Here is an 18,426-nt window from a genome sequence, read left to right on the forward strand (position 1 = left end):
AGGTTTTCAAGTGAGACTCCATAAATGAGCGTTTGCAGCTAAATAGATGAAATTTAAACAGGCTCTAAATGCCCTAATCCAAAATCTTTGATTTGATTTTTCTTTTTTTGTTTTTGATACAAAGGACTTGGCTTTTCCCACTTTCGTTTCCAGTGCGGTCTATGGCCGTTATTATATAGGTGTACTTTTTGTTTTTCTTTACATCCGTATCCCTAAATTCGTTTCTTTCCACTCTTCGGAAACTGCTGATGTTTTTATTCTCTGGCACAATGTTTTCATCTTTGCCTTCTGCTCTGTACACAATGTGATAAATAGGCTTGCCCGAAGAGTCTTCTGCTTGGCTCCACTGGAGGACAGCTTCTCCATTTTCCCCTTTTTTACAATTTATCCTAGAAGGAGGTGCAGGAGTCGTTTTGTCTATCCAAGGCATGGTAGGAGGGAGGGCTTTGGTAGGGTAAATGCTTGTTTTTAAGCTGTCGCAAAAGCCTAAAGAGTTTTTCTTAAAATGCTTGGAGCTGTAGAATGCATTGCCCATTATACTCGTTTTTTGCCTACTCATCTGGATTTGCTCGGGAAGCTCGGCAGGGTCGAGCCATTTTTCTGGCCTCGACTGCCCGATTCGATAAATGGCATGCCCCACGTACACATGCCTGCCATAAGCGTGTTTGTCCCACCACTGGAGCAGGGTGGTATAGTCCGCCGCAGGATGCCCTTGTGGCCAGTAAAGTTGAGGGGCTACATAATCTATCCAACCAAGTTTCAACCATTTGAGAATATCGGCGTAGAGGTCATCGTAGTTGGTCATGCCTGCTTTTGTATTGGAACCCTCCGCATCTCTGTCAATGTTTCTCCACACACCAAAGGGGCTGATTCCAAACTTCACGTCTGGCTTCACTTCTTTTATCCCCTTGCTAAGTGCCTCTATCACCTCGTCTACATTTTTCCTCCGCCAATCTTCTTTGGTTTCGGGGGTGAACCCTGTTCCGTAAAACCTAAAAGAGGTGCTGTCGGGAAAGTCTTGACCAGCTATTTTGTAAGGGTAAAAATAATCATCAAAATGGACGGCATCTATGTCGTACCTCAGCGTTACATCCTTTATCACATTTACTAGGTAATCTCGCACTACAGGAATTCCCGGATCGAAATAGACTTTTTTCCCATAGGTTAAAAACAGGTCTGGGCGAGTTTTGGTGAGGTGGAATTCTTCAATGCTTGACTTTGACGTATCGAAAATAGCTCGGTAAGGGTTGAACCAAGCGTGAAATTCCATACCTCTTTCATGTGCTTCTGCTATCATAAACTGAAGCGGGTCGTAATAGGGCTGGGGCGATTTTCCTTGCTCTCCGCTAAGCCATTCTGACCAAGGTTCAAACCTTGAGTAATAAAAGGCGTCGGTGGAAGGCCTGACCTGCACTATTACCGCATTCATGTTGAGCTTTTCTAGCATATCCAGTAATTCAACAAATTCCTCTTGTTGTGCTTTGGGTTCAAGTCCGGGTTTTGAGGGCCAGTCAATATTTGCAACAGTAGCTATCCATGCTGCGCGAAGTTCTCGCTTGGGGGCAGTTTGGGCTTGAAGATACTGGTTTATGAAAAGGAAAATGAAGAGGAGTGAAGTAGGGAAATTGAGCTTCATTAGTTTTATAATGTTTTTGTAAAAGTGGTGATTTCCTCGGCAAGGTTTGCCCAAGTGAACTTTGCTTTAAAACTGGCTATATTTTGCTTGAATTTTTCAAGATTCCCCTCCCTAAATACTTCTTGGATAGCATTTGCTATAAGGGTTGGCTCAGCATCGGGAATAGCCAAACCCGTACCATAAGGTTTTACGCTTTCTTTGAGGCTTCCTTTGTCGGTCACTATGATAGGCACATCAAAATGGAAGGCAACGGCAGAAACCCCGCTTTGGGTGGCGGTGCGGTAGGGTAAAATATTTACATCCGCAGCCGAAAAATAAGTGTTCACCTCTTCATCTGGCACATATTCGTTGATAAGTCGAATACCTTCTTTATTAGGACTTGTCTCTATCAGCTTCTTATATTTTTCAATGCTTTCATATGCTTCGCCCACTATCAGCAATACATATTCATCGGATAATTGCCCCATGGCTTCTATCAGCGCATCTAGCCCTTTGTAAGCTCGGATTAACCCAAAGAAGAGTATTACTTTTTTATCGGGAGCTATGTCCAGTTTTTTTAAAGCCTCATTTCGTTCTATTTTCTCTCCAAAGTGAGCATAAATAGGGTGGGGGTGAAGTATAAAAGGTGCATCTGGTCGGACTGAAAGCAAGTCGTTTTTTACCGATTCGCCCATTACCACAAAGCCATCGTTCTGTTTTACAAAAAAATTGGTGAACTGGGCATCTCCTGGCTTTTGCTCATGAGGGATAAGGTTGTTGATTACCGAAATTACTTTGCAGCCTTTTTTGCGGAGCAGCTTGGCAACCATGCCTTGGGAAGGTCCAAAAAAGGGCATCCAATAACCAATGATCAGTAAATCGGGTGCAAATTTTCCAATTTCAGTTGCTGTTTTCCAGTAAGAAAGTGGATTGATACTGTTTAATAAACGGGTAGAAGGAATGGGGTCGGCATTGTCATTTTCGGGAACATATTGGCTGGTGCCGGGGAAAAGTAGGTTGGGATATTGTACAGTAAAGTTATAAGCCTTTACTTCGTGGCTTTTTTCCAATGCTCTGAATAGGCTGGCGTTGTATTGGGCTATCCCTCCTCTGAAAGGATAGAAAGTTGATAAATAAGCTATTTTCATAAGCAACTCACTGCTTGGAAACCCCAAGGACTTAAAATGGTTAATGTTGATTGGGCTATGGGACAAAAAAAGGGCTGATATACAGCCCTCAAAATTACCATTCTTTCATTACCATCCTATGTTCTGATTACGCTTTTTCTTTGAGCAGTTGCTCTAGCTCCTTTATCTTGGCTTCTTTTTCAAGAAGCTGTTTTTTTAGATCCGTTTGGGCTTCTTTACTCTTCATATTGGCTTTTACCAATATTTGTTGGTTAGATTCCAGCTTTTTGGTAACCTTTTCCAACTCTTCTTTTTGGGCAATAGCCTCTGTTTGATAAAACTCAACTTCCGACAATTTCTTGGTGAGAGAAGCTTCCCTTGCCTCTATTTCCGAGTTTTTTGCGATGATATCTTTTTCTTTTTCTTTGGCCTTTTCAAGGGCTTTTTTCAAGATATCTTCATTTTTCGAAAGCTTGTCGTTTAGTTTCTCGACATCATTTTGCTTACGCTCCATTTGCTCCTGAGTAGCTTGGAGCTCCTCCATGTTTTGCCTCATTTCCTCTTCTTGTGACCTAAGCATCTCGCTTTGCATCTGAGAAGATTCCAATAGCTCTTTGGTTTTTATAATGTTCTTGGTGTTTGAAATAGCAGAAGCTATATTTTCACCAAGCTTTTCCACAAAATTGATTTGGTATTCTTCAAACAAATTGAAGGACGCTAGCTCTAAAACACCGTAAACCTTGTCGTTGATTTTTAGGGGTACTATTAGGATGTTTTTGGGAGTAGCTTTACCCAAGCCAGAAGTAATGTTGATATAATTTTCTGGTACAACTTTCAAGTAAGTGGTTTTACCTTCCAAATATACCTGACCGACCATTCCTTCCCCAACCAATATTTTCTTTTCATCAAATTTCTTGCGGTCATACGCATAGCAAGAGAGCATTTCGATGAAAATATCATTTTCGTTATCGTCATTTAGAGAAAAAAGACCGCCTTGGTTTGCACCCATATATTTCACCAAATTAGAAACTATAGTATCGTAGATGGTTGATCCATCATCTTGTTCGGTGTTTCTGAGGATATCGGCAAACTTTGCAAGACCCGTGGTAATCCAGTTTCGCTGGTTTTCCTCTGCATTAATCTTTTTTATATGGTCTCGCATTCTCACGAGAGACTCACTGAGTTCACCTGTAGCATCCTCATTAAAAGTTGCTTCTAGGTTTCCCTCTTCTATTTGTCTTACAAACCTAGTTGCCTCCGAGATTTCTCTTTGTAGGTGCTCAAAAGATTCTTTGAGATCAGTATTTTGCTTTTTCTTAAAAATGCCTTTGCCTAGCATGGATTGTCTTTTTGTTTTGGACGACTGTCTTCTATCCTTATTAAAAATATTGGAATAATTCATTTTTGTATATGAATTACTATGGGATAACGGTTTATTCACTGAATTGATATGCCAGATTTTTGCTTTTTTTATCTAACGTTTAGCTGCATTTCATTGCTCAGATAAGGTATGCCAGAGATAGTATATGTCTAACTTAAAACGAGAGGTTGCCAAGTGATTGATTCAATACTGTAAGGAAGTTGTGTAAGTTTTTTAGGTTTAAATGATTTTTTCATCCCAGTATAAATTGGTTTATTAACATTTGTTGGGGAAATGTCCTGTTTTTAAGAGGTTTTCACTACGGATGTAAGTTGTTGGGGCTTGTAAGTTTATAGCTGTAATGTTACCTTTGTGTTGTCAGGATATAATATGCATGTCCGGATAGAAGATAAAATTGAGATACTCATTAATAACACGAAGCTCTTAAGAACCTTTGGTTCCTAAGAGCTTTTTCGTTTTATACATCGAAGCGTCCTGCATTGCTTGTGGGGGTGGGTTCTTACAAGCAATGCAGGACGCAAAATAAAATACCTGCTAGAGGTATAAGAAGGCTCTTTTTACCCTCCTACAGTTTCCTTTAGTTTACCTACCAAATGAACCCAGAGGTCTTCAAGCTCTTCTTCATCGTCCATATCCGAATAATCAATGACTTTTAAAAAAGAGGATTGGGTCATTTCGTTGAAGTTGATCTTGAACTCTAAGTAAGACGGATCATCGTCATCTTCTTCTCCATCTTGGATGAAAATATATTTAATATGGCTGTTTGTTCTTTTCGTAGCTATTTTAGCCTTTCGTTGGTCATCTTCCCACACAAATTCATATACCTTATCATTGGAGATATTCACTTGGTCTGCGAGCCACTCTTGCATTTCACCAGGGTTAGACAAATAAGGGAAAAGCATTTTGACTCCTGCCCTCAGCTCGAATTCGGTAACATATTTATACTTAGCCATTTCGTTTTTGTTTAGTCAAGCCTGTTGTTTGTGCCCAATTTGTTTAAGTAATTATATTATTGGACGACTAGGGCTTTTTTTGTGTATCCGATTAACTGATACAGGTGCTGATTAAAGAACTTTTTGTTCTTCCCTGTCTCGCAATTTAAAAATTTGAAACAAAACTCCAAGCAGTTAAGGTAGATATAAACTGAAAAGCTTACATGGGGGAGAGAGATTGCCCAAGTTGGAGGATGGTGGTACGGAAATTGACAAAGAAGGGTGGAAGTGATTGGTAATTGCCCATGGGCAGAGCCAGTTATTTAAAAACTGAGGTCAAATCTAGTTGGTTAACTCAGTTTTGTACCAATATGAAGCCGCCCCGTTCCGTCTAGGTTCGGGGTGTTTTCATTTAAGAAAACCAGCTTCGTATCAGTATAAAATAAATTGGTCTTTTGTACTGGATTATAATTACTTAATAAACTTGATATCCATTATTTCAGCAAGCTTTTTTGGGATATCGGTATTGTCATAAAATCCATCAAAGCTTGATTGTTGCACACCCAAAGCGCGGACGGGAACCGGTATTCCGGTATGTGCATGGCTTATCCAACCAATTCCTGCTTTCGTATTGAAGATTTTCAACCATGCATTTGCTGCTGCATTAGAATCTGCATAGGTCAAGCTTTCTGTTCCTTCATTGTTTATAAGATGCTTATGGGCAATTTGTAAGCTTTGTAGCTCTTCAGAATCCAACTCGCTTTTGTCTATTCCAAAAAAGTCTTTTCCTATCTCAAGCACTTTTTCAAATGAAAGCTCTTTTAAAGAATTCTCTTTTATAAAATCGATAAACAAATTGTTCAATTCATTAATAGAGCCTTTTTGCTTCTTCAAAAGGGCAAAGTTTGACTCATATTTCATTTTACTATTTCCCATTGCAAGACCGCCAGTTTCATGGTCGGCAGTTATAATGATGATGGTTTCATCAGGGTGTTCGTTGTAAAAATCGACCGCTTCTTTAATAGCTTTATCAAAATCGATAACTTCTTGAACAACCGAAGCGGCATCATTTGCATGTGCAGCCCAGTCAATTTTACCACCTTCTACCATCAAGAAAAATCCATTTGGGTTATCAAGAAGGTTTATAGCTTTCTTCGTGAAATCAGCCAAAGTAAGCATACCTGCCTTTTGATCAATTGAATAAGGTATTTCCGCCTGTCCGAGTATATCAGGGGATACCATCATGATTTTGTCTTCAGTACTTTTTAGGTTGGCAAAGCCCGGCTTTGTGCTGATATATTTGTATCCAGCTTTTTCAGTGATTTCGTATGCACTTGGCATTGAACCTGGCTCTTTTCCAGTAGGGTGGTTGAACCCCCCTCCGCCAAATACATCAAAACCACTTTTAGGTAGTTGGACTCCAATTTTGTAGTAGTCACCTCGAGAAGGTTGGTGAGCATAAAAAGAGGCTGGCGTAGCGTGGTTTATACTTACAGAAGACAGGATTCCCACCTTTAGTCCTGCTTGTTTTGCAGAATAAGCTATTGAATGTACGGCAGTTTTGTGGTCCTCTTTCATGCCAATAGTACCGTTGGAAGTCTTGCTCCCAGTTGCCAAGGCAGTGCCCGATGCCGCAGAATCGGTTATGAATTTCTTTTTCGAGTAAGTCGATTGAAATCCTAGAGTTGGAAATTTGCTCATAGTCAAGAGCTTTGTTCCGACTTCTCCTTTGGCTGCCGCCAGGTATGCTTCTGTGAGGCTTACATGAGCTTCACCCATGCCGTCGCCAATAAAAAAGAAGACATATTTAGCTTTTTTAGGCTCGTCACTTGGGTTGGTAAATCCTGTAGTTCCTAGGAAAAAGGCAACTAGGAGTAAATAGTGAGAAATGGTTTTCATGTTTGAATTAGGTTCAGTTTTGTGATATAATTAACTTGTTTAACTTAGGATTTAAGTCCTTTATTTGCACGTAATTGGGTAGCCTTAAGCGGCTATGCTCCAAAGTAACCCCACAAGTTTAAATAGCCCAAGGTTTAGGCGTGTTTTTTTAGTAGGCGGCGGATAAATTAATCTGCCTTTAATTTTACCAGAAGAATAAGCGGTATTTAGAGTGAAAGGGGAAGGCTAGTTATTTGGAAGCTGCTTATGCACTATTTCCCGACTCTTATGTGGTTTTGCTCCACGGCATCGTAAGCTTTTGCAAAGGAATGTCCTTCGTTTAGTTTTTCTATCATTTGCGAAAGCCCTTCTTTTCCTACTATTTTCCACCACCTGTCCACTTCTAGGGAAGCGGTTACATACGAAAGAAAAGGGCTTATTTCTGTGTACTTCTGAAACTCGCTCATTTCTTTTAGTTCATTGAGCGAAGGGGCTTTTTTACCATAGTCTGTAAGCAGGATCCATGTTTTTTTGGTGTCCTTGTACCGGTGGTCTAGCAAAAGAGCCAAACCTTCATCGAACCATGCGGGTATTTCTTGCTCCCTCTTGAGCCAGCCAAGCCTTGCTAACAACTCGGCATGTACCAGTTCATGGCAGATCACATCCACATTTAGCCCTTCCGCCCCAAGCACAATATACGAACCAAAAGGAGTGATATGGTTCATGCCAGGGCTGCTTGATTGCATGCCATAAGTCTGCATAACTGTAGGGGAATTTCCTGCTATTATCACAGGCTGTGCATAGGTAGGGTCGAAGAAAGTATGTAACCGTTCTTCGGCTTCTGCAACAGCAAAAAGAAAGTTGGAGACCTGTTCGTCTACCATCTCTTCTTCTACATAAATATTGGGCGCTACCTCTTCCAAACTAGATATCGGCACCAACATACACCTCAGTTGACTTGAAAATAAATAGGCGTATGCTAGGGCAAATGTCCCTGAAGCAATGAATGCATAAAAGAGGTAGTTGGCTGTTTTCTTTTTCACGGTAAATAGTATAGTACAAGTTAATGGTGGAAGGCTCGTTACTGATTGTACTATGCCTTTTATTAGTTGTACTTATTAATGATAAATCAAGTTACATCAAATAAGTGCGGGTAAAATTTGTTAATAAATGTAAATAAATGTTATCTTTTACCCCCTTTAGGTAGAGGGTAGAAGCGAAAATGAACGTTATTCAAAAATAAGAACACCAAAAGTTAACGAACTGTTCAGCTTGGTAAGTTCAAGATATAAATTTGTTGAATGTCCAAAAAACAGAAGTATTTTTTATAATGAGCTAATAAACAAAACGTTAACAAATAGGAGTTTAGAGCGTTGTAACGCATAGCATTAAAAGTGATTGCTGCAATTACAATCATAAAGAATTATTTATCCATTCATATAAAGTCATGAGTAAAAAAGCAAAAGTACTACTAGTAGAGGATGATAGGGTTATAGCCAAGTTGGTGAAAAAGTACCTAGACATTAGAGGTTATGATGTTGTCTATTGTGACAATGGAAAAACCGGACTATCGACATTCAATAATTACAGTTTCGATATTTGTGTGTTAGATGTAATGATGCCATACAAAGATGGTTTTACATTGGCGCAAGAAATCAGAAAAGTCGATGAGTTTGTGCCTATTTTATTCATCACATCCAAAACCCTTGCAAAAGACAAAATCAAAGCCTTCAAGCTTGGAGCAGACGACTACCTTACTAAGCCGTTTGACATGGAAGAGCTTTTGCTTAGGATAGAGGTGATTTTGAAAAGGCAACAAAGCCAGCCTAAAAAGCCGCACAGCGACCAAGAAGACCAAAAAGAATTCAAAATTGGAAAATATACGCTGGATTTTTCTTACCAAAAACTGATTTTAGGAGAGGACGATCCAGAGCCAAGAAAACTTACCACACGTGAAGCCGAATTGCTCAGGTTCTTGTACCTCCACCGCAATGACCTGATAAGGAGAGAGTATATCTTGCAGGAAATTTGGGGGGATGATGATTACTACAAAGGCAGAAGTTTGGACGTGTTTATGTCCCGCCTAAGGAAGTACTTGAAGGAGGATCCGGACATCCAAATCATCAATGTACATGCTATTGGGTTCAAGTTTATAATTTGATAAAGCCCTGTGTTAGTAGCGTCTTTCGAAACCAGTAAGGGGACAATCGAGTTCGAGTTGTTTGAAAATGATGCGCCGAATACGGTCGCTTACTTTTCCAACTTGGTAAACAAAGGGTTTTACAACGGGATGATTTTCCACAAATACATCCCCGAAACCCTAATTCAGACGGGCTGCCCCAATGGCGATGGAACCGGTCATGCAGGCTACCTCATAAAATGCGAACTGACAGGAAACAGGCAAGAGCATGATATTGGGGTACTCTCTATGGCGCATGCAGGTAGAGATACCAACGGGTCGCAGTTTTTTATCTGCCTCGGAAGAGATCAAGTGAAGCACCTAGATGGAAACCATACTTGCTTTGGCAAAATCCGCCCTAAAGGAATTGATGTGCTCTATAAGCTCAGGAGGTTCGATGAAATAGAATCCATCAGAGTGTATGAGCTAAGCGATTCTTACGATGATATTCCAGAGCTGTAAAAAGTTCTTAGTCATAGTAAAAAGGGAGGTTTGAGTTTTAAAAAAACTTAAATCTCCCTTTTGTTTTTTTACCCCTTCACCAGTTCGTTTTCCAGCACCTCGGCTATTTTGGGCAAAGAATCGTAAAGCTCTTTGTACGAACTGATCACCCAATATTTTTCCTGAAACTTGTCCTTTATATAAGGAGTAGCCAAAATTTCAGTCACGTTGTAAGGCAGGTGCGTAGCCTTGTTGCTCAGGCAGTAGACCGACTCCCCGCTGGAAGAAAGGATGCCCGCACCATAAATCTTAGTTTTCCCTTCTTCCCGAATCAGCCCAAACTCCACAGTATACCAATAAAGCCTCGAAACCAGCTCGATTGCCCATTCGTTCTCAATGTGCCGAAGGGCAATTTCGCTCAAGCCGCTCAGGAAGTCACAAAAATGCTGGTTGGTGAGCAGCGGCACGTGCCCAAATACATCGTGGAACATGTCGGGTTCTTCGAGGTAACCGAGCTGGGAAAGTTTCCTAAACCATGTGGAGGCGGGGAAGCGTTGGTTTTTCAGCAGCTCAAAAAACTCCTTGTTGGGGATCAGCCCTTTCACCACTTCTAAGTTCCATCCTGTTTTTGCTTCCAGCACTTCGTTCACTTCGCTGAACTTGGGGATAGCCTCTCGGGTAAACCCAATGGCGGAAATCCCCTCCAAATAAGCTGGGGAAGCCACTTGGGGCAATTGTTCCATTTGTCGGTCCACTAGTTTTTTCCACACCTCAAAGTCCTCCGAGGTGTATTTTTCATATTCTTGCAGCATGTGTTGTTGGTTTATGGTTGTATTACAAGAACACCATGAAGAGGGTTTGGGTTTTGGGGGATATGATTATGGGATGAGAAGATTTGCTAATGAAATATACCGTCGTGGTCGTTTTGACCGCCCACGACGTTTTGGAGATGCCATAATTAGTTGATTAATGAGAGGGTGAAAGGATGAGGCAATGAGAAGATTTGCTGATGGGATGATGGGATGATTAGAAATAGATGGGAAGTTTGTAGCTTGGTCTTCCAGACCGAATGGCTTCTTAATTCTGTCACCCCGAATCTTGATGCGGGGTCTGTTGGCTATTTGGGAAGGGGTTTGAAGTTAAATCAGCTCATCTAAAAGTTCTTTAGCAGACCTTGCTTCTGATTTTTCGGCTTTCATTAGTTTAGGGGTTCACATACTCTTAATAAGCCCACCTCTTTACATACCCAACCAAAAACCAATTTCCATTTCTCTTTTCGTAAAGGATTATCTCCCCTCCATTGTTGCCATTTCTAATGGTTATTAGAGAAAAATTACCGTTTTCAGAAAAAACGGGTCTTGATACAGCGATTGGAAAGCTTCTCCAAGAGGAAGTTCTATTATTGTATTTTCTTATTTCCTTTTTCAGTGCTTTTTGTTCTTCTTCATTTAGGTTAGGAAAGAGGGAAAGAGCTTTTTTGACTTTAATGAATTCCCCTTCTTCTTTTACGACGATTTTTTTGGTAAACTCTGTTTGGTTCCATTTACTGGTATCGAGTTTAAGGTTTGATTTTTTTATTAAATTAATAAGCAATGTTGTATCCTTAAAATTCAAGGATTTCATGTGTCGTGGTACATAAAAAGTATTAAAAGTGTCAATATTTAATTCTCGATAAAATGGAGTTGATTCAACAATTGATGACTTATCTTCTAGAGCTATTTCAAGTAGGTTTTGAGAAAAAGCATTTAGAGGAGTAAATAAGAGTATGAAAAATAATGCTTTGTTTATCATCGATAGAAATTTATTTGATTCTGTAAGTCAGAGTAGTCTATGAAAAAGAATTTAATTGATGAGATAAAATCAATTTCAATTACAGCAAGAGTCGCCTTTGGATTGATTTGTTTAGAGAAGTGTATCAAAAATGAAAAATTATTTTTGAACAATACATTTTTATGGTTATTAAACGAAATGTGGTCTTACACAAATACCAGTGACGCAGCGTCTTGGCAAGAAGAGATGGATGAAGCCTGTCCAGAGGTTATTTTTGATGAAAGAGCAGTTTATGAAGAGTTTGAAAAAATAACCCCTCAAATGGGTTACGAACTTAGATCTCTTTATGATGAAATACCAGCTTATATAACAAGGATCGTTGATGAGGTGATATTAATTGGTACATCGAATTTATATGCTGGAACAGGAGAATATGCTAAAAATTCGCATTTTCATACCATGAATGTGATTCAAATCATGGAAGATAAAAATATTCCTTTACCAAGTATTGAAATCTTTAGGGAGTATTCTTTTAAAGAAAAGGGTGGTTGGGGGAGAGGTTTTGATAAAGAAGAAATAGTTAGCAAACTAAAATAAATTAACCCCATTACTCAGAGCATCCCAGTTTACCACGCCTTGCGTGGCTCCGACCAAGCAAGGGCTAGATTCTGTAACTCGTTATCGGGCATCAAGTGTTGAATGACATTGGCTTTTGGATAATAGTGTAATTTTTCTTTTGATTGAAAATCAACAACTTATCGACTCCTTCAAAAAAACTTTAAATTTTTTTCATTTTTTTGAGTACAAAATGAATGGTAGTGGCTTAACTGTATAGAAACCGAAAAACAATGGCAAACGGGAATTTAACATATAAAGATTACGGCGTTGAGGATTTTGCTCAAGATACCTTCTTTTCGAAGTGGGTGAAGTCGCCAGATGCCGAGAGCCAGCGGTTTTGGGAAGCTTGGCTCAGCGAAAATTCCGACAAGCAGGCGGAAGTGGAGAAAGCCAAAAAGTTAGTTCTTTCTATTCATGTAAAAGATGACGAGATAAGCGAAGGGCAGATCAAGAAGATTTGGGGGGTGATAGAAGGCGGAATGGACAGCGAAGGAAAAGTTGTTCAGTTAGAGACGGAGAAGCCTCGCAGATCTTGGATAAAGTTTGCCGTGGCGGCGAGTGTTGCCGCGCTCATCGGGGTGCTTTTCCTGATGAACCTCGGAAACGAACCGCAGTTTGAATCGTACAGGGCTGAGAATGGTAAGCATTTACAAATCGACTTGCCCGATGGTTCTTTGGTGAAGTTGAATGCCGGCTCGGAGCTAAGCTTTGACAGAGCAAACTGGGAAAAGGAACGCTTGGTGAAGCTAGAAGGAGAAGGCTTTTTCGAAGTAAAGAAAGGGGAGAAGTTTTCGGTGCTGACGGAGTTGGGTTCGGTAGAGGTGTTGGGGACAAGTTTCAATGTGTTTGCCCGAGACGGGAAAATGGCGGTGGATTGCATCACGGGAAAGGTAAAGGTGAGTACGGCAGACAAAAAGAAATCGGAGATGTTGACTCCAGGGCTGGGGGTGAGCGTGGCGGCAGGAAAGATTGTGGAAAGCTACGACTTTGAGCCTGAGGAAAAGGCAACGTGGAGGATAGGCGAGTTTACCTACGATGACATTGACGTAGCGCAAGCACTGAAAGAAATAGAAAGGCAGTTCGATTATTCGGTAGAAATACAAGGAGATATCTCCGATAAAAAATACACTGGTGGGTTTGAAAACTCGGATTTGGAGCTGGCACTGGAGCAGATTTGCTACCCCATGGAACTGAGTTATGAAATACTGGAAGCGGAGCGGAAAATTATCATCAAGTGAAATTGATTTTCGTTTTCAAAAAAAGCTTCAATCAACTAGCGTTATCTAACATCATGTGGAGAAAATTGTACTTACAACTATTGAAAATGAGTGTGTGTTTGTTGGTGTTAATAACATCACACATAGTTTTGGGTGCAGAACCAATTATTATCAATGAAAAATTTGAAAATGTACCTTTAATAGAGGTTTTTGATATCTTAAAGAGCAAGTATAAACTCAAAATAGCGTACGAGAAAAAGTTAATAGAAGACATTATAATCAATCAAAAAATAGAACAACTTCCCCTTGAGGAGGCTTGGGAGCTATTGCTCCAAAATACCGGATTGGGTTTTAAAATAATAAAAGGAAATAGGGTCTTAATCAGAAAAGAAAAAATGCCGAAAAAGAGTAACCATATCGCCCCATCAACTTTCTCGGTAACGGGAGTAGTGAAAGATGTGGAGACTGGCGAAACGCTCCCTTTTGCCACGGTAAGTGTGAAAGGGAATGAGGAGAAGTTGGTTGCCCAAGCAGTTGCCAACCAAGACGGACATTTTTCTCTAGTGGACTTAAAAGGTTGGAGCGATTCTATTCAAATAAGTTACTTGGGTTACCAAACGCTTTCTACCAAAATTGACCTGACTGAAGATGGCATGATGGTGCTGGAAATTGCCCCCGAATATTCGATGCTGGACGAGGTGGAGATAGCCGATATTCCCAAATCGACCATGGAACTGGGCAACCAGCCCGGAAAGTTTAGGCTCAACCCAAAGGAAATTGTGAAAACTCCACAACTAGGAGAAGCTGATCTGATGCGGGGAATGCAGATGTTGCCAGGGATTAGTAGTGCAGGTGAAAAGTCTTCGGGCTTGAACATACGAGGAGGCTCGGCAAGTCAAAACCTGGTCTTGTTCGATGGCTTTACCATTTACCACCTCGACCATTTTTACGGGCTGTTCAGCTCGTTCAATACCGATGCGGTGAAGGATGTGCAGGTGTACAGAGGAGGGTTTGAAGCGAAGTATGGCGGAAGGGTTTCGGGCTTGGTAGATATCACTGGCAAGGCGGGGAATTCGAACAAGCCTGCGGGAAGTATTGGAGTGAATCTGTTGAGTGCAAATGTGGCGTTAGAAACTCCTATTGGGCAAAAAGCAACGGCATTTGTTTCGGCAAGAAGAGCTTATACGGACATCATGCAGACGGGCTTGTACAATAGTTTGTTTAGCTATGCTCAGACGGAGCTTCCTGAGCTGAACACCGATACCAACAAGAATGAAAATAGAACTGAAACACCCAATTATTATTACTACGACATCCATGCAAAGGTATCGTTGAAACCTTCAGCAAAGGACTTGGTTTCATTGAGCTTTTATAACGGGCAAGATGATTATGTTTCTGTTGAAAGCCTAAAAACAGAAAGAAGTAACTCTTCTTTTAGCGAGGAAAGTATTGAAAAATACTTGGTGGGAAATACGGGAGTTGGCTTGAGGTGGAACCGAATCCATTCTAATAATTTGTTTGGAACGTTGAATTTGGCTTGGTCTAACTATTACCGTGACTATTCTTTTGAACAAAACTCGCTCACTACTTTTTTCCAACGGGAAACTGCTAGAGGTTGGGATGTATTTAGGGAAAATAGGATTAATGAACTTTCGGCAAGATACAACTTTGAGTACACCGTAAATGACAAAAACTACGTGGAATTTGGGTTTTATACTACCCACAACCAAATAGATTATAGAGATGTAGCGAGTGATTCCGAAGGGCTGCTTGAGTTCAAGCATGGAGGAACGCAAATTGGAGGTTTCATTCAAAATACCTTTACGCCAAACGAGAAATTGAGCTTTACTCTTGGGCTTAGGGAAACATACTATACACCTACAAAAGAGTTTTACCCCGAACCCAGGTTTTCCATGGGCTATCAGGTAACTGAAAATTGGAAGCTAAAGGGTTCGATAGGAAGGTATTACCAGTTCATCAATCAGATAGAACATAGTGCGGCGAGTATCATCAATCAAGATTATTGGGTGTTGGCAAACGATGAGTACATACCAGTTCTTTCGGCTGATCATTTTATAGTGGGAGGGAGCTTTAGTAAAGGAAGCGTGGTCGTAGATGTGGAGTTTTATCATAAAAACATGGAGGGTTTGATGACTACCGAACTTGAGCATGTGTTCCGAGGAAATAACCTTAGGCCAAGCTGGAAAGTAACTGGGGTTCTCAACGACGGTGAAGGAATAGCAAATGGTGTGGATATTTTGGTGCACAAGCAGGGAAAGGTATTGAATACTTCGGTTGGCTACACGCTAGCGCAGGTAAAGCATAAATACGACCGGTTGCAGGAAGGTGACTATTTTGCTGCCAATATAGACCAGCGGCATGAATTTAAGGTGTATAACCAAGTGAACTTGGGGAAGTGGGATTTTTCGGCAAACTGGATTTTCCACACGGGCAGGCCTTACTCTGTCCCAACCGATACGATGACGCAAACAAACGGAAATGTGAAAATACTATACGATGAACAAAACAACGGAAGGCTTCCGAATTACCACCGTCTCGATGTTTCTGCCAGTTACCAAATGAAGATGGGGAATGGTATAGGTAAAATTGGCTTGTCGATCTTTAATGTATACAATCAGAAAAATGTGGGGAAAAGGGAATACTTGCTTGATAGGAATCAAGTATTTGCCCCAAGGCAAGGATACCAAACTTTTAATTCGGTAGAAATATACGATGAATTGTTACTAGGGAGAACAGCTAGCTTATTTCTTAACTTCCAATTCTAACTTTATAAAATAAGGCTAATAACAAAGAAAAATTAATCTAACAAACCATGTAAAACCTAATTCATTTTACCTAATCAAATATTTCTGAAGTAGTAACTAGACTTCTTTTTGAAAAAATAAAAAAGAAGACCTGGGGAGGATTGTACCTATTTCAAAAACAAAATCTTGAACAAATTAAATTTCAAAATCATGAAAAACCATTTGATAAGTATTAAGTCACTTTTAGTAGCTGTTGTATTTGGAGCATTGGCAATGAGTTGTGAGAACAACGGAATGGACGATGTAAGCCCAGAAGAAATATTGGACGCTACCACTTTTTCCGAGAATACATTTAGTGAAATGGAGCTAGAGCTTGATGAGGCAACCGATAATTTGGGGGCAAGTAATGAAAGAGGCGGGATCACTTGGGGCAAAAATGGCTGCGCAACCCGTACTATTGAAGAACCTGCTGAAGGTGGTTACCCTAAAACTATCACCTTGGAGTTTGGTGAAGATTGTGAAAATGCTGCAGGCAAAAGCAAATCTGGTAAAATCATTATCACACTTACTGCTGAAAAAGGAACTGTGGGAGCGCAGAAAATTGTAGAATTTGAAAACTACGAAGTGAACGGCTATGCTATTGAAGGCAAAAGGACTTTTACCTACTTAGGCGAATACACGCACACGGTGGTATTGGAAGGTGGGAAAATAACTACTCCTGAAGGCGAAGTTATTACCCGTGAAGCTGAGAAAGAGCGCAAAATGGTAGAGGGAATGGATACTGAAGCAAGAGCTGATAATGTATTCGAAATCACTGGCACTGTAAGTGGAACGGTAGAAGGAGTGGCTTATACCAAAACTATTACTTCTCCACTCGTGTCTAAGGTTACTTGTCCTTGGATAGTTTCTGGTACTATCGAATCAGTTGTATCTGAAGCTACTTCTGTGGTGGATTTTGGTGATGGAACTTGCGATAACTTGGCTACACGGACTGTTGATGGGGAAACAGAAGAGTTTGAGATGGAATTTAGGATTAAGAGAAGGATGTTGAAAAGAATGAAGAGTTCCAAATAAATAGTAAAGGTTAATCATCGCAAAACAACATTCAAATTTAGGATTTCATAGAATAAATTTCTCCGAACATTAGAGATAAAACTCTAATTTAAGATAAAGGCCGCCCGGGTTTCCGAGCGGTTTTTCTTTTTGTAAGTCTATTAGACTATATCACGCTTTGCGGTAAGGATGTTGCTGAAAAAAATCAATAGACGGGGTTTTTAAGCCCCGTTTGGAAGCAAAAACGGTATTGGCTTTAGCCGAAACTAAGCTTTAAACCAAGAAAATTTATGCAGACTAAATCGTGATAAACTCTATTGGTTCAGTGCATCTAAAAGTAGTTGGTTTTTATTAGTGGAAAGGGTGGCCAGTCGAAAATGAAACTCGCTTAATCCTCTAAAGTTCGATGCATTTCTGATGAGGATTCCATGCTCGTTGACGAGCTTTAGCTTTAGGTCGGCGGCTTTTTGAGCTTTATGTTTCAATAAGAAATAGTGAGTGTGGCTAGGGCTAATTTCAAGGTCGTGGATTTTTGCCAATGCAGTGATTAATGCTGCTTTTTCGGAAAGAATATTGCCCATGTCAGGCTTCAGTGCATCGTAATTATCCATGATGAACTTGCCCGCTTCTACAGCCAAGGCATTTACCGACCAAGGCATTTTTAACCTTGTCAATTCTCTAATTACTTTTTCGTTCCCTAGCACATACCCCAACCGCAGCCCAGGCATGGCAAAAGTCTTGGTCAAGGATTTTACCACTACCAAGTTTTCCAACTCCTTTATATAAGGCACCGTACTTTCCACACTTGGGGCAAAATCGATATACGCTTCATCGATCACAAAAAGGGTCTGTTCATTCTGCTGTATAAGCTTTTTGAGAGTAGAGAGCTCTGTTGCTCTTCCATCGGGATTATTGGGGTGGCAGATGAACGCCATGCCTTTTGGGAGCGTGGGAAGTTCGTTGATGGTACGATAGGGGAGGTATGTCATCTGGCAGCGGTGGAGTAGGCAGGCATCTTCGTACTCGGCAAAAGTGGGGTAAAAAATGGTGGCCGGGCTTTCCCTGTTCCAGTGGGCTAGGAGGTAAAAAGCTTCCGTGGCGCCATTGGTAGGAAGGGCGTGTGTTTCTTCCAATTGATGGAAACTGGCAATAGCTTTTGCCAAACTTTCTGCCGATGGCTCGGGGTAGTTCCCTATTTTCTTTTGTTGTTGAAGTAAATAATTCAGTAAGCGTTGGTCGGTTCCTTTGTGCCAAACATTGGTGCTGAAATCGGCAACAATCTCTCTATCAAAAAGGTAGGCGTCATCGCCGTGTCCGTGTAGCATATCGTCTCAATTAGGTTTGCTTTTGGAGTGGTAAAGCTACACTACGAAGCTTCATGAAAATGTGTTTTTGTAGAATAAAATTTGGTTGGCAGTTTCGGGAGAAAAACGCCAAACGTAATTGATGT

15 protein-coding genes are annotated in these 18,426 nt (G+C 40.5%); 6 read left to right on the forward strand and 9 right to left on the reverse strand.

The window, feature by feature from the left end; translation table 11 throughout:
* Nucleotides 1-73 precede the first annotated feature (73 nt).
* The 6 genes from R9C00_06375 to R9C00_06400 form a co-directional block, all read right to left on the reverse strand.
* A complete protein-coding gene (locus tag R9C00_06375) occupies nt 74-1,636 on the reverse strand; it encodes a family 10 glycosylhydrolase (GenBank protein ID WPO37067.1) in 1,563 nt (520 codons plus the stop codon).
* Between the two features lie 5 nt (nt 1,637-1,641).
* A complete protein-coding gene (locus tag R9C00_06380) occupies nt 1,642-2,763 on the reverse strand; it encodes a glycosyltransferase (GenBank protein ID WPO37068.1) in 1,122 nt (373 codons plus the stop codon).
* Between the two features lie 127 nt (nt 2,764-2,890).
* Nucleotides 2,891-4,144 (reverse strand): GAF domain-containing protein, encoded by a 1,254-nt coding sequence (locus tag R9C00_06385; GenBank protein WPO37069.1) that lies wholly within the window; start codon nt 4,142-4,144, stop codon nt 2,891-2,893.
* A 536-nt stretch (nt 4,145-4,680) separates the two neighbouring features.
* Nucleotides 4,681-5,076 carry an START-like domain-containing protein gene (locus R9C00_06390; protein WPO37070.1) on the reverse strand — a complete coding sequence of 132 codons (396 nt, stop codon included), beginning with the start codon at nt 5,074-5,076 and terminating at the stop codon, nt 4,681-4,683.
* A gap of 450 nt (nt 5,077-5,526) precedes the next feature.
* Nucleotides 5,527-6,954, reverse strand: a complete 1,428-nt coding sequence (locus R9C00_06395) for an alkaline phosphatase (GenBank protein WPO37071.1) — start codon at nt 6,952-6,954, stop codon at nt 5,527-5,529.
* Nucleotides 6,955-7,205: 251 nt separating this feature from the next.
* Nucleotides 7,206-7,976 (reverse strand): hypothetical protein, encoded by a 771-nt coding sequence (locus R9C00_06400; GenBank protein ID WPO37072.1) that lies wholly within the window; start codon nt 7,974-7,976, stop codon nt 7,206-7,208.
* A 404-nt stretch (nt 7,977-8,380) separates the two neighbouring features.
* Here R9C00_06400 and R9C00_06405 point away from each other — a divergent pair, with 404 nt between their 5' ends.
* Together R9C00_06405 and R9C00_06410 are read left to right on the forward strand one after the other, a co-directional pair.
* Nucleotides 8,381-9,094: a response regulator transcription factor gene (locus R9C00_06405; GenBank protein ID WPO37073.1), complete on the forward strand. Its 714-nt coding sequence runs from the start codon at nt 8,381-8,383 to the stop codon at nt 9,092-9,094.
* Between the two features lie 9 nt (nt 9,095-9,103).
* Complete coding sequence (locus R9C00_06410; protein WPO37074.1) at nt 9,104-9,574, forward strand: peptidylprolyl isomerase; 471 nt, start codon at nt 9,104-9,106, stop codon at nt 9,572-9,574.
* 68 nt (nt 9,575-9,642) lie between these two features.
* Here the strand turns inward: R9C00_06410 and R9C00_06415 are convergent, their stop codons facing one another.
* Nucleotides 9,643-10,365, reverse strand: a complete 723-nt coding sequence (locus R9C00_06415) for a phenylalanine 4-monooxygenase (GenBank protein WPO37075.1) — start codon at nt 10,363-10,365, stop codon at nt 9,643-9,645.
* 409 nt (nt 10,366-10,774) lie between these two features.
* Complete coding sequence (locus R9C00_06420) at nt 10,775-11,344, reverse strand: hypothetical protein (protein ID WPO37076.1); 570 nt, start codon at nt 11,342-11,344, stop codon at nt 10,775-10,777.
* A gap of 39 nt (nt 11,345-11,383) precedes the next feature.
* Here R9C00_06420 and R9C00_06425 point away from each other — a divergent pair, with 39 nt between their 5' ends.
* From R9C00_06425 to R9C00_06440, 4 genes are all read left to right on the forward strand, one after another.
* Nucleotides 11,384-11,920 carry a hypothetical protein gene (locus R9C00_06425; GenBank protein ID WPO37077.1) on the forward strand — a complete coding sequence of 179 codons (537 nt, stop codon included), beginning with the start codon at nt 11,384-11,386 and terminating at the stop codon, nt 11,918-11,920.
* A gap of 251 nt (nt 11,921-12,171) precedes the next feature.
* A complete protein-coding gene (locus R9C00_06430) occupies nt 12,172-13,179 on the forward strand; it encodes a FecR domain-containing protein (protein ID WPO37078.1) in 1,008 nt (335 codons plus the stop codon).
* A 128-nt stretch (nt 13,180-13,307) separates the two neighbouring features.
* A complete protein-coding gene (locus R9C00_06435) occupies nt 13,308-15,944 on the forward strand; it encodes a TonB-dependent receptor (GenBank protein ID WPO37079.1) in 2,637 nt (878 codons plus the stop codon).
* A 189-nt stretch (nt 15,945-16,133) separates the two neighbouring features.
* A complete protein-coding gene (locus R9C00_06440; protein ID WPO37080.1) occupies nt 16,134-16,997 on the forward strand; it encodes a hypothetical protein in 864 nt (287 codons plus the stop codon).
* Nucleotides 16,998-17,290: 293 nt separating this feature from the next.
* On the opposite strand, the gene R9C00_06445 is transcribed toward R9C00_06440, so the two are convergent.
* Nucleotides 17,291-18,301, reverse strand: a complete 1,011-nt coding sequence (locus R9C00_06445; protein WPO37081.1) for an aminotransferase class I/II-fold pyridoxal phosphate-dependent enzyme — start codon at nt 18,299-18,301, stop codon at nt 17,291-17,293.
* Nucleotides 18,302-18,426 lie beyond the last annotated feature (125 nt).

The sequence above is a fragment of the Flammeovirgaceae bacterium SG7u.111 genome (genome assembly GCA_034044135.1).
Lineage (GTDB): Bacteria > Bacteroidota > Bacteroidia > Cytophagales > Flammeovirgaceae.

Bases quoted from the DNA above. Each gene is read 5' to 3' on its own strand.
- R9C00_06375 (WPO37067.1), bottom strand. From the start codon at position 1,636: ATGAAGCTCAATTTCCCTACTTCACTCCTCTTCATTTTCCTTTTCATA.
- R9C00_06380 (WPO37068.1), bottom strand. From the start codon at position 2,763: ATGAAAATAGCTTATTTATCAACTTTCTATCCTTTCAGAGGAGGGATA.
- R9C00_06385 (WPO37069.1), bottom strand. From the start codon at position 4,144: ATGAATTATTCCAATATTTTTAATAAGGATAGAAGACAGTCGTCCAAA.
- R9C00_06390 (WPO37070.1), bottom strand. From the start codon at position 5,076: ATGGCTAAGTATAAATATGTTACCGAATTCGAGCTGAGGGCAGGAGTC.
- R9C00_06395 (WPO37071.1), bottom strand. From the start codon at position 6,954: ATGAAAACCATTTCTCACTATTTACTCCTAGTTGCCTTTTTCCTAGGA.
- R9C00_06405 (WPO37073.1), top strand. From the start codon at position 8,381: ATGAGTAAAAAAGCAAAAGTACTACTAGTAGAGGATGATAGGGTTATA.
- R9C00_06415 (WPO37075.1), bottom strand. From the start codon at position 10,365: ATGCTGCAAGAATATGAAAAATACACCTCGGAGGACTTTGAGGTGTGG.
- R9C00_06420 (WPO37076.1), bottom strand. From the start codon at position 11,344: ATGATAAACAAAGCATTATTTTTCATACTCTTATTTACTCCTCTAAAT.
- R9C00_06425 (WPO37077.1), top strand. From the start codon at position 11,384: ATGAAAAAGAATTTAATTGATGAGATAAAATCAATTTCAATTACAGCA.
- R9C00_06430 (WPO37078.1), top strand. From the start codon at position 12,172: ATGGCAAACGGGAATTTAACATATAAAGATTACGGCGTTGAGGATTTT.
- R9C00_06440 (WPO37080.1), top strand. From the start codon at position 16,134: ATGAAAAACCATTTGATAAGTATTAAGTCACTTTTAGTAGCTGTTGTA.
- R9C00_06445 (WPO37081.1), bottom strand. From the start codon at position 18,301: ATGCTACACGGACACGGCGATGACGCCTACCTTTTTGATAGAGAGATT.